This is a genomic window from Fodinicola feengrottensis (genome assembly GCF_039530045.1).
In the GTDB taxonomy this organism is placed as follows: Bacteria; Actinomycetota; Actinomycetes; order Mycobacteriales; family HKI-0501; genus Fodinicola; species Fodinicola feengrottensis.
Genome location: NZ_BAAANY010000029.1, coordinates 1 through 12,000, shown reverse-complemented (window position 1 = coordinate 12,000; position 12,000 = coordinate 1). Strand labels below are relative to the sequence as shown.

General features: G+C 65.0%; 9 protein-coding genes. 3 read left to right on the top strand and 6 right to left on the bottom strand.

The features are described 5' to 3' along the window. Positions 1–20: 20 nt before the first annotated feature. The 6 genes from cspE to ABD301_RS30375 form a co-directional block, all read right to left on the bottom strand. Positions 21–224, bottom strand: a complete 204-nt coding sequence (gene cspE / locus ABD301_RS30400; protein ID WP_163572923.1) for a transcription antiterminator/RNA stability regulator CspE — start codon at positions 222–224, stop codon at positions 21–23. A gap of 208 nt (positions 225–432) precedes the next feature. Continuing rightward, positions 433–1,560, bottom strand: a complete 1,128-nt coding sequence (locus tag ABD301_RS30395) for a GDSL-type esterase/lipase family protein (protein ID WP_344313728.1) — start codon at positions 1,558–1,560, stop codon at positions 433–435. A 66-nt stretch (positions 1,561–1,626) separates the two neighbouring features. Beyond that, complete coding sequence (locus tag ABD301_RS30390) at positions 1,627–2,586, bottom strand: methyltransferase (RefSeq protein WP_344313727.1); 960 nt, start codon at positions 2,584–2,586, stop codon at positions 1,627–1,629. Further along, positions 2,583–4,220: a PEP-utilizing enzyme gene (locus ABD301_RS30385; RefSeq protein ID WP_344313726.1), complete on the bottom strand. Its 1,638-nt coding sequence runs from the start codon at positions 4,218–4,220 to the stop codon at positions 2,583–2,585. Before ABD301_RS30385 ends, ABD301_RS30390 begins: the two co-directional genes overlap by 4 nt. A 59-nt stretch (positions 4,221–4,279) precedes the next feature. Further along, positions 4,280–7,093: an ATP-binding protein gene (locus ABD301_RS30380; RefSeq protein WP_344313725.1), complete on the bottom strand. Its 2,814-nt coding sequence runs from the start codon at positions 7,091–7,093 to the stop codon at positions 4,280–4,282. A gap of 114 nt (positions 7,094–7,207) precedes the next feature. Next, positions 7,208–9,136, bottom strand: coding sequence for a putative Ig domain-containing protein (locus ABD301_RS30375; RefSeq protein WP_279582793.1), 1,929 nt, complete (start codon positions 9,134–9,136; stop codon positions 7,208–7,210). Between the two features lie 153 nt (positions 9,137–9,289). Here ABD301_RS30375 and ABD301_RS30370 point away from each other — a divergent pair, with 153 nt between their 5' ends. The 3 genes from ABD301_RS30370 to ABD301_RS30360 all read left to right on the top strand — a co-directional run bounded on the left by ABD301_RS30370 (position 9,290) and on the right by ABD301_RS30360 (position 11,964). Continuing rightward, positions 9,290–10,273, top strand: coding sequence for a helix-turn-helix transcriptional regulator (locus tag ABD301_RS30370; protein ID WP_344313724.1), 984 nt, complete (start codon positions 9,290–9,292; stop codon positions 10,271–10,273). A 184-nt stretch (positions 10,274–10,457) separates the two neighbouring features. After that, complete coding sequence (locus ABD301_RS30365) at positions 10,458–10,757, top strand: LamG domain-containing protein (RefSeq protein WP_163572930.1); 300 nt, start codon at positions 10,458–10,460, stop codon at positions 10,755–10,757. 46 nt (positions 10,758–10,803) lie between these two features. Next, the gene (locus tag ABD301_RS30360; RefSeq protein WP_344313723.1) at positions 10,804–11,964 is read left to right on the top strand and encodes a hypothetical protein; all 1,161 of its coding nucleotides are present in this window, start codon (positions 10,804–10,806) and stop codon (positions 11,962–11,964) included. Positions 11,965–12,000 lie beyond the last annotated feature (36 nt).

Here is a 12,000-nt window from a genome sequence, read left to right as displayed (position 1 = left end):
TCGCGGCCATCGGTGGTGAATCAGATAGCGCGGACCTGCTCGGCCTGCGGGCCCTTCTGGCCCTGGGTCACCTCGAACTCGACCCGCTGGTTCTCATCCAGCGAACGGTAGCCGTCGCTGGCGATCGCCGAGTAGTGCACGAAAACATCGGCCGAGTTGTCATCGGGGGCGATGAATCCGAAGCCTTTTTCGGCGTTGAACCACTTCACTGAGCCTTGAACCATGAAAAGCCGTCTCCTTCTAAGACTGTGGGCACCCACACCTTATGGGTGACCTCGTTGACGTGTTCACCAGCCCCAGAAACGACGAAACGCCCGCGACTACAACTCGCGGGCGTCAAGACGTACGTGAACTGCACTTCAACTGAGGAGAACTCTAGCAGGTAAATCCGGGTTGTGGTGGGTGAGTGTGGAAACACTCACCCACCAGCCCTTATTGATGCTGCTGAGCCTCCAGCCGGAAGGCGAGACTCCGGTCGGTGACCGGCGCCGGCTCGAAGATCACTGGATACGTACGGGAGGCCGTCGGTGCGGCGAGGGTGGCCAGCGACATCGCGACCGCTCCCAGGTTGCCGTTGGAGCCGCGTACGCACCGGGCCGCGGCCGCGGTGAGCTGGTAGAAGCTCGTCAGGCAGAGACCGAATTCGGTGTGGCCGCTGGCGTTCGGGTGCAGGGTTTGTTGGACAATCTGCCCGCCGAGGCCGTTGCGCAGCTCGGTGAGGTCGATGGTGATGCCGTTGGCCCATTCCTGCGAGTGGTCGATGCCTTTGGCGCAGACCTCACGGCCGTAAAAGGCTTGGGACAGGTCCATGAACCGGACACCAGACGACCGTGCCACCGCGGCCATGGTCGACGAGAACTGTGCGACCGCGTTCAGCTTCGCCCAGTTGGCGTCGTCGTCGCGGACCGGACAGCCCTGGAAGGGCTTGGTGAAGGAATAGCGGTTGTCGCCGGTCACCGCGGACGGATATGACTGCAGAACCAGCTGGTAGTCGGAGTCCGCATAGCCGGCCGCTCGCATGACCGTACGAATATCCGCGAGATTGTGGGCGATTTTCGGGGCCGCGGCGGACAGCGCCGGCGGCAGCTTGCTCGCCCAGGAATCCTGGCAACGGCCGGAAAGTTTGAAGAAGGCCTTGATGCAGTCCAGCACGATCGAGCCGAAACCCACGTCATTTCCACCGATGGACAGCACGATCAGCTTGACCTGGTTGTCGCGGGCGACCGCGCGCAACCGCTCGGCTTGCGGAGCCTCGCCGTTTTGTGGGGTGCCGCCGAGCGCGACATTCGCCGTGCTGGCACCGGAACAGGCCAGGTTGATTTGCTTGTTGGCAGCGATGCTGGTCCGGTGGATCTCGGATTTCGTGGAGCGGTGGCAGAAGTCGCCACTCTGGTCGGTGCCCGGTTCGTACGAGCCGGCCGCCTCGCCGGAGATGTAACTGTCACCCATCGACACGATCGCGGTGGGTTTCCCAGCGCCGGCGGCCGCCGGCACCGCGGCCAGCATCCCGGCCGCCAGCGCCAGCACACCCACCACCACGGTCACTTTTCGAGCGGACATCAGCCAACTCCCTTCGCCGCGGACAACGAGGGTAATCGTGCCGGTACGGGCAGTATTCGGCAAGGGTTAGCGAGTGCGGTGTGGATTTCCTCCCGTGGGGGTGTTCTGGTTGTCGCCTGTTATGAGCATGATGGCTGGTTCGGCATTGATGTCGACCGGAGTTTTTGTTGTGAGGCCAGCATCGCGCAGCCATCGCTCGTACTCGGCGAGTGGGTGAAGAGCCCCTTCTTTGGTCCTCAGATAGAGGGAAAGTTCGTAGACGGCCGCGCCGGGGCGGCCGGGGACGCCGTCCATGATGGCCAGCTGGCCGCCCGGATTCAGCAGCTGGCTGAGCCGGCTAATCAGGTCTGCGCAGGTGGCCGCGTCGAAAAGGTGGCAGAACTGGCCGAGCACGATCAGGTCGTACGAGCATTCCGGCAGCGGATCGTGAAAGACATTCGCTGGCAGGAAAGTGAACTGGCCGACCAGGCCCGCGGCCGAAACCGCCCGGCGAGTGCTCACCAGGACCGCCGGCAGGTCGAGCGCGGTGACCTGACTTTCCGGGTTTTCCCGGGCCAGCGCGATGCTCCACGGCGCAGCGCCGGCTCCGACGTCCAGAATGCTGCTGGCCGGCGGCAGAATAACGGCGGCCCGGTCCGCCGCCTCCAGCCACATGGCGGCCAGCGAAGTCACCACCTGCGGATACATTTCGGTGGCGGTGTCGGGGGTGTCCATGTCCACCGCTGGTACGCCGGTGCGGACGGTTTCGGTGAGGTGGTCCCACATCGGCAACACCGGATGTAGCGACGCCATGCCCGGCTCGGTTGGTTGGTAACGCCCGCCCGGAAGTTCGGTGACGATTTCTTCGGCGACCAGTGCGGCCAGCAACAACCGCACGCCTTTGGCGTTGGCACCGCATCGGCTGGCCAGCTCGGTCGCGGTGGCGGGCTCCCGGTCGATCGCGTCCAAGAGGCCCAACTGGACGGCGGCGGAGAAAGTGGCGAGCCGAGCGGCCGCGGCGTTGAGGTTGAACAACGCGGAATTCATTGCGCTGCCTCGATCTCGACGATTCCGCGGTCGCCGTCGACCGTCACCAGCTGCCCGTCGCGGAGGACCTTCGTCGCGCAGCCAGTGGCGACCACGGCCGGGATCTGGTATTCCCGTGCGATGATCGCGGGATGCGAGAGCGCGCCACCGGAATCGGTGACAATGGCGCCGACTAACGGAAAGAGCACCGACCAGCTGGGCCGGGTGGACGGGCAGACCAGTACCTCGCCGGACACCAGCCGGTCGAAGTCGGCCTCGCTCTGGATCAGCCGCACTTTCCCGCGGTAGCTGCCTTTGGACGCGGCCACTCCGGTCAGCAGGTCGGCCGCCTCGGCTTTCATGCGGCCGCTGCTCTGCTGCTCAAGAATCTGCTCGACACCCCACTGCATCCGATCGGTCATCTCGCGAATGGCCGGCGGCAGCCAGCGGCTGGAAGGGGGCGGCCCAGGATCCCGGCCGTACGACGGTGGGCCTGGATTATCCAGGGCCACCTGGTGTCGGTTCCGGTTTTCGGTGGCGCTGGGGCGAAGATCGCGACCGCTGGAGAGCGCCTCGGCCGCCTCGTCCACCTCGACGAAGAACACGTCATCGACGGACTCCAGGTGGCCCGCCTCGACCAGCCGGCGGCCGGCTTCGAGCACCACCGTGCGGGCTACCCCGACCGGACCGTCGATAGTGTAGAAGACATTGTCCTCGCGGAGCGGATAAGCCTTCACCGCGCGGCCAAGAGCCGCCTCAAAAGTGGCGAGGTTGGCGCCGGACAAGGCAGCCCGGGCCTGGTTGGCGACTTTTTCCCGCTCCTGTGCCAAAGCTTTGTCATGGTCACTGTGCCGCAGGTTGGTCTCGTCGCGGAGCAGAGCTGTCAGCAGGCCGGGGACCTCGGCCAGGGTGGGTTCGGCCAACTCGATGACCACCGCTCGAAAGCCGTACGAGCGCTGAAAATCCTTCACCGACTCGGTGAAGCCGGCCTCGCCCCGCTGACCGGCCAAAGTGGACAGTGCCCGGCTCGGCTCGGTGGACTTGGCGGACAGCCCGGCCACCAGCCGCATTGCCCGAAACTGGTCCCATCCCAACAGCTTCTGACAGGTCAGCCCGAGTTCGGCGACACCGTACATATAGGCCATCACCACCCGGAAATGTTCCCGGGCACCGTCCGTGCAAAGCTGCCGTGCGTCATGCAGTCGCTGGACCAGCTCGCGATCGTCCACAGTGGACAGGTCGGTGGCCAGCAGCTGGTCGATCCGGTGCTGGAAGTCAGGCCGGGACCGCTCGTACCACTGACGGGTGACAGTGCCGGCGTAATCGGTTCGTACGACCTCACGGCACCGCCGCATTCGCTTGCTGGCGGCCGGCGAGAGCCGCAGCAGCCAGGGCAGCAGCCAGGCTGGCGGCGCGGCCCGGTCCGGCGGCGCGCCGACCGGTTCGACGGAGCCATAGAACCAGCCGCCGATGGTGGCCAGGCGCAGGTTGATCAGCAGGCCGAAATCCTCGCAGGCCGCCAGCATCGCCGGCGCCTCGTCCATCATCGAGTTGGTCATCGGCGTACGCGCCACCGGTGCGTGGGCGGTGTCGCGCCGCCAGAATCCGGCCGGCGCCACGACATCGGTACGCGCGGAGAGGGTTTGCTGCTTCATAACCGGCATCCTGCTGGCCGGCCGTGCTGCGGCGGTATAGGTATCAGCACGTAAATCCGTCACCCCGCCGGCCGATGGTCGTTCGCCCACCGGGTCAGCGCCCACCGGGAGGGCAGTTCCAGCCATGCGTAAATATTACGCAAATGGGTTTCGACCGTACGTTCGCTGAGAAAAAGCTGGGCCGCCACCTCCCGATTGGACAGGCCGTCGCCGACCAACCGGGCAATTTGCGCTTCCCGTTTGGTCAATTCCCCGGTTTTACGCGTGGTCGGCGCTCGTAGACCGAGCTTTCGGGCCAACTGGCGGCTGCGGTCCAACCACGGGACGGCGCCGGCCCGTTCGAATACGGCCAGGCAGATTTTCACCGCCTGACGGGCTTCCTCGTCCGTGGGCGCCGACTCGGCAGCGGACAGACGGGCCTGCGCGGAAAGCAGCTGCATTCCCATGGCGGCCAACCGATCCGCCGCGGAGGTCAGTAGCGGCCAGGCCTGGTCCGGCTCGCCATCGGCGATCATCATGAGCGCTTGCTGCTGATCGGCCAACGCCTGCGGAAAGGGTGCGGTCCGGCCCAGCTCTCGCAGCCAGTCGGCGATCTCCCGCGCGTTGTCCACGTCTTTTCTTGCCACCGCGGCGAAACCGGCGAACGTCAAGCGTAGGCAGCCAACCACTGGATCATGCAGGAACCGCAGCCGCTGATACGTGAGTGGCCCGGTCCGGCTGGCCTGGCCAGACTGCAGGGCGATCGTGGTCTCGGCAAGCTCCCAGTAGGCGACCAGCTGGTTCTCGTCGGTCTGGTAGCGCTCAGCGACTTCGCTGAGGCAGTTGCCGGCCTGAGTGAGGTCGCCTCGTTCGGCGAGCAGAAAGGCCCGGATGCGAAGCCCGCGCCCGATGGAGCGGCTGATGTCGGTCCGCCTGGCGTAGTCGAGCCCGCGCTGGCTTTCTTCCAGCGCGGATTCCAGATCGCCGGCCAGATAATGTACGAGTGCCAGTCTTTCGGCGATCGAGGAAACCGCCGACGGCAAATCGAGACGGATCTGGTTCAGCGAGTCGCCGAAGGTGATGGACTTGGTCGCGGTGTCCAGGTCACCGGCGAGCACCGACAGCATGAACAGCCATCGCGCGGTTCCGCTGGTGACAACCGGATTGTCGTCCTGTACGGCGAAAGTCATGCCATCGCGAGCGGCCCGAAGCGCGATTTCGTAGTCACCGTCGAGCATGGCATGCAGGGCCCGGCCGGAGCAGCCGACCGCCTGCGCGGCGGCTGACGGCGTTCGCTCGGCGAAGATGATCATTTTGTCGGCGATGCCACGCAACTGGTCGGAGGTGCCGTGCCGGAGATCGGCCACCATCCAGATATGCACGGTGTCAGCGGTTTTCCAGACCTCCAACGGATCCACCGTCGAAGTGTTCGGGATCGAGCCACCGCGTTCGGAACGAAGCAGGGCCAGCCGGTAGCTGAGTTGGCTCTGTTGGCTGGAATCTCCCTGCTCTTCGGCGGCCGCCGCGCCATCGGCGAGGGCCCGCGCGGCCTCGTCCAGCTTGCCGAGTCCTTGGTATGCGCGGGCCAGGTCTCCCAGCAGTGGCGCGAGCCTCGCGCCGTCATCGGTGGAGCGAGCAATCGCGATGGCGGCTTCCAAATACCGCATCGCTTCGTCGCCAGAGCCCACCCGGAGCGCGCGTTTTCCAGCGCTGGCGAGGACTTCGATCGTACGGGCCGGATCGACCAGGGCGCCGGCAGCGCGGTAATGCGGGGCCAGGCTGAGCACGTCGTCCGGGTGCAAGCGGTCGATGGCGGTGGCCAGTGCGGCGTGCAGCGCGCGCCTTTGCGCGGTCGTGAGCTCGGCGTAGGCGACTTCGGCATAGAGCGGATGCGCTACCCGGTAGGAAAGTATTCGTCCCGCCTGCTCGTCGATCATTCCCTCGATGACGAGCTGCCGTAGTGTTTGGTCGAGATCGTCGCCGCTCCAGAGTTCGTGAAGGACGTCCTCGGAGCCGGAGTCGCCAGCCACCGCGATGATTTCCAGCAGCCGGCGTTCGCGGGCAGCCAACCGATGCAGCCGGCCGACCACCACATCGCGGACGATCGCCGGCAGCCGCTCCGGCCGCAGCCGGCTCTGTCCACTGTGGACCAGCGCGGTCACGAAGAGCGGCACGCCTTTGGCTCGTACGGTCACATTTCGCAGCAGTTCGGCGGTCGGATCGGTGCCCAGCAGCTGGCGGGTCAGGTCCGCCACCGCGGTGTCGCTCAGCGGTGCCAGGATGAGTTCGGCGTCCGGATCGTTGCGCCGGACCGCCATCGCGAGCTCACGCAGGGGACCCTCGGCTTCGCCGGAGCGATAGGTGGCCAGCAGCATCACTCGCTGGTCGGCGATCGTTCGTCCAATGAAATGCAGGAGTTCCACAGTGCCGCGATCCGCCCAGTGCACATCGTCGACGTAAAGGAAAACTCCGGTCCGCTCGGCGAGCCGGCCGATCAGGTCGGCCACCGCCTCGAACATCCGGGTGCGTTCCAGTTCCGGATCGCCGAGCGGCTCACAGGGCGGCAACCGGGAATCGGGCAGTAACCGGCTCAGGTCCGCCAGCCCGCGCAGAATTTCGGTGGCGTCACGGTCAGGCAGCGAGGTCAGGTGCCGGCGCAGAGCCGCCACTATCGGTGCGTACGCGAGCCCGGTGTGCAGTGGGTGGCCGCGGCCGGTGAGCACGGCGAAACTGCCCTTCTGGGCAGCGATCTCGGCAATTTCGCTGGCGAGCCGCGACTTGCCGATGCCGGCCTCGCCCGAGAGCAGCACGATCCGGCCGCTGGCAGCTCGCGCGCTTTCCAGCGCTGCCAACAACATCTGCCGCTCGGCATCGCGACCTACCAGTGCCGGCACCGACGACCCCCGTTCCTTCGGAGATCCCACGATAACGGTTGGGCGAAATGGGTGAAGGCCCCTTGCGCGCGTTGGTTCGCAGACGCAAGGGGCCTTCGGTCAGGGAGCTGAAGGTCAGCTCGTGGTGAGTGCCGTGTCGTCGAGCGTGAACGAGGTCTGCAGGCTGCCGTCCTCGGTGCCGGAGAAGCTGATGGTCACGGTCTGACCGGCCAGCGCCGAGACATCGAAGGACTTCTGCGAGTAACCGGCGGCCTTGTTCAGGTTCGAGTAGGTCGCCAGCGTGGTCGAGCCCGCCTTGACGGTGAGCTTGTCGTACGCCGTCGAGGTGGTGGTTTCGGCGGTGTCAATGTGAAGGTAGAAAGTCAGCGAGGCGTGACACCCGGCCGGAATGGCCACCGACTGCGTCACCGAGTCGGTGTGAGTGCTGCCATAACCGTCCAACCACGCCAGGTAGCCGCCGCTGTGCGACGGTTCACTGCCAGCGGCGGAGATGACGCCTGCGGTAGCCGTCCATGGGGCGGCCGTACCTGTCTCGAAGCCCGGGTTGCCGAGTTTCTGGCCAGGGCTGGAACATCCGCCGCCACCGGTGGGGTTGACCGCCCAGGTGAACGATGCGGTGGCGGTGGCGTTGGTGGCGTCTTTCGCTGTGACCGTCACGTTAGACGTGCCGGCGGCGCTGGGCGTACCGGAAACCGCGCCGGAAGAGCTGACCGAAAGGCCGGTCGGCAGGCCGGTCGCGGTCCAGGTGTACGGCGCGGTGCCACCGGTTGCCGACAGCTGCAGGCTGGCGGCCGTACCGACGGTGCTGGTCTGGTTTCCCGGGTTGTTAACCGAAAGTCCGGGGTTGGTGCCGCCGCCGGCGGCGAATGCCGCGGTGCCGTTCGGCGTACCAAGACCGGTCGGACCGTCCCAGCCAGCGCCGGCGGTGCAGAGCACCGAAGGCGAGCAGGAACCGTTGGAACCGGAGGTGACATCGAACAGGTTCGCGGTGTGGGCGTACGGGTAGGAGTTCGGACGGTCCGAAGCGCCGGGGGTGCCGGCCTGCGCGTAAACCGACGCGATGATCGGCGAGGACGCGCTGGTTCCGCCGTAGACGGCCCAGCCACTTCCGCCGTACGTCTGGTAAACAGCGAGACCGGTGTTCGGGTCAGCCACCGCGGAAACGTCGGTGTCCGCCCGCGTGGTGCAGGCCGAGATGCCGCTCTGGAAGGACGGCTTGGTGACGCTGGCCGCGCAGCCGCTGCCCGCGCCGTTCCACGCCGACTCGGTCCAGCCGCGGGTGTTGCTGGAGGTGTTCAGCGAGGTGCCACCGACCGAGGTCACGTACTGCGAGGTCGACGGGTAGATCGCGCCGTAGCCGCTGTCACCACTGGAAGCGGTGTAGACGACGCCCGGGTGGTTGAAATACTGCGAGTCGTACGACGGTGCGGTGCTGTCATCCCCGCCGCCCCAGCTCATCGAGATGAATTTCGCGCCCATTGTCCGGGCGGTGTCCACCGCGGTGTAGAGGTTGTCCGACGGGTCGGTCGCCTCCACCAGCAGGATGTGGCAGGTCGGGCAGATCGCCGACACCATGTCCACGTCCAGCGAGATTTCGCCGGCCCAACCCGTGTCACCGGTCGGCAGTGGGCTGGCCTGGCCGCTTTGGTTGACCTTCTTGAAACAACCGTTCGCGGTGGTGCAGGCCGGCAGGCCGAAGTTCGACCGGTAGGCCGCGAGGTCCGACTCGGCGTTCGGGTCGTCGTACGCGTCGATGATGCCGACCGTCGCGGTGCTGCCGCCGGTGATTTTGTAAGCGGACGTCAGTTGCGTGGGGCCGTAGCCGGACACCTGTGGAGAGTTGACCTGCGGCTGTTTGATGTCCGTACGCTTGATCGCGAAGCAGGTGTTCTGGCCTGCTTTTGTGGCCTGGTTGCAGGAATAGACGGCATTGGCGGAGTACGGGGTCGCGGTGGGCGTAGCGGCTTGTGCGGGTGCTGCGAGGCAGGTCACTACCAACGCAGCTCCGTAAAGAACTGGTAAAGCACGCTTGAGGATACGCACGATGCCTCCTGGGGGATGGACCTTAACGCCGCCTTAAAACCGGCCGGAATGTCGCGACGGGTGACACATATGTACAAGCAGGCCTGGCAAAACGGTGTCGCGGAAGTGTCACTGGCACTAAAGTGTCATCTCTGCGCGTACCTGGAGTTGTCGATGATTCCCGATCAAACCCGCTATCTCGCGACCCTCGGCCTGCCCGACGCCGAGGTGGAGATCTATGGGCATCTGCTGCTGATCGGTACCGCCGCCGTCCAGCAAATCGCGCAACTAACCGGATATACGGCAGAAGCCGTACAAAAGGCCTTTACTTCTCTTAATGAAGGCGGATTAGTAGGTCTTGTCGGGAATGATCCCGCGGTCGTTGTTCCGGTACGCCCCGGGCCCGCCCTCGATCTGCTCATCCGTTCCCGCGAAGCCGAGCTGGCCCGCGCCCGGATCGCCGCCGTCAACGCGTACGACGAGTTCCACCGCGAGGTGGTGCGCGACAGTGCGGACCAGCTGGTCGAGGTCATCGAGGCGCCGGCCGTACGCAATCGCATTCACCAGCTGGAGAAAAGCGCCCGTGCCGAGATCCGCGCCCTGGACTCCCCGCCATACTACGCCGTTTCGAACGCCAACGACGTCGAGCTGGAAAACCTCGGTCGGGGCGTACGCTATCGAGCGGTCTATGCCAAAGCCGCGCTCGTCGAGTCGGCGTACCTCGCGGAAAATGTCAGTCCCTGCATCAAAGCCGGCGAGGAGTCCCGCACTCTTCCCGAACTTCCGGCAAAACTCTTGATCGTCGACGACGAATGTGCTGTAGTTGCCCTTTCCCAACCAGAGGCCGATGTCGGACGTCTGGCTCTGCTCATCCGTCCATCCAGTCTGCTGTCCGCCCTCATCGGACTTTTCGAGATCTGCTGGCGATCCGCGCTGCCCCTGGACCTCCGAGGAGAACCCAACGGCCCGTACTTACAGCCCAGCGAACGCCGCCTGCTTGGCCTGCTCGCCGCTGGCATGGGCGACGAACAGGCTGCTCGCAGCCTCGGCGTCAGCAGGCGAACGCTGTTCCGCTATCTGGAGGGACTGATGTCCCGTACCGGCGCGGCGAATCGATTCCAGTTGGCCCTTTATGCCGTACGTAATCGCTGGATCTAGCTTCTGCATGTAATTTTTTACTCGCGCGTTCTTGGTTGTCGTGCCCCGATTAGGCGAAAGATCCCTGCTTTCTTTGGGCGAATACGTGGACATTCCGGGCCGATAATCGCACGGGGGGTGTCTTTCTCAAAACAACCTGTTACCGTCGCTCTGCTGGTGGGGGTCAGAACGGGGAACGGGGAACATGACCAACCGCATTTCTAGCACCATGCCCAAAGCGGCCATCGTCTCGACGATGATCAACCAACGTCATCCGGATCAGTCGTACGCGACGACCGGCCGCGACGGCGGCGCGAAGGTCGGTGTCAGCCCGGACCGCGCCGACCTCTGTCGGTCGTTGTTCCGCTTTCCGTCGACCACTTGGGCGATCGCGGGTGGCAAGACAGCCGGTCGTGGCAGTGACTATTTCCACGGAGCAATAGACAGCGTTTACGCCTTTGGTGGCGTGCTCAGCGACGAAGAGATCGGCAACCTCGCGGCCTGAGTCTCTCGGCTTGCGTCGCACACGGTTTTGAACGAACGGGGAAATGATGACGACTGCTCGGCTTTCCGCTGTCCACCGAAATCGCGCTCCGCAACATCGAAGTAACCGAAGACGACTCAGCCTGTTCGTTAGCTTGCTGTTGGTTGGTGCAGCACTTCAGGTCGTTGGCGCTGAAACGGCCCAGGCGGCGCCGCAGCCGCCGGCGCCTACGACAAGCAAAGCGCGGGCGGCCGCCAAGGCCGCGCAAACCGGCCAGCCCGTGGAGATTCCGGATCTGACAACCGCGACTTCGCAGACCTTCGCCAACCCGGATGGAACTCTCACCGATCAGGTGGCTGCGGCTCCCGTACGTGCTCGTCATGCGGACGGTAGTTGGGGCGACCTGGACTTCACGCTGACGACGGCCGCCAACGGTTCCGTCGTGCCAGCGGCTTCCCCGTACGGCGCGGTGCTGTCGGGAGGGGGCACTGGTGCGCTGGTCAAGCTGGCTCAGGGAACGAAGACGTTGTCATTGAGCTGGCCGAATGGATCACTTCCGCAGCCGGTCCTGTCCGGCGCCACGGCAACCTATCCGAATGTCCTGCCTGACGTGGACCTGCGAGCTTCGCTCGGGGCTGACGGTTTCTCCGAAGTCCTCGTGGTTAAGACCCGTCAGGCGGCATCGAACCCAGCGCTGGCGAAGGTCAGGTTCACGACTGCGGTCGGCGGCGTAACCATTCACGGCGACGGGAATTCCTTCTCCGCGGTCGACGGCAGCGGCGCTGAGATCTTTGGCTCCGGGACCCCGATGATGTGGGACTCCGTCGGCGCCAGCGCCTCGGCCAGAGTGCCGGGAATGACCAGGCAGAATGCTAGCCCGGCTGATGCCCCGCCGGCGGACTCGCATGAAGCGGCGATGCCAATGGCGGTCAGCTCGAACGCGGTTGAGGTCACGCCGAGTCAAACGCTGTTGACCGGATCGGACTCTGTTTTTCCTGTGTACATTGATCCGTCTGTCTCGGTGGTCGGTGGTTGGTCGATGATCAACGCCAACCATCTCGATCAGTCGTACCTTTCCTACGACCGGAACGAGGGTGCGAAAGTCGGATTTATCGAACAGCCTGGTGATGGAAACGAGCTCTACCGGTCGATGTGGCGCTACGGGACCTCAGCGTTCGCTGGAAAGCACGTTAGGAATTGGAATGAAATAACATTTCAAGTTGGCTGATTATTTGGTATTATGTCGGGGTGCCCAAGGATCGAT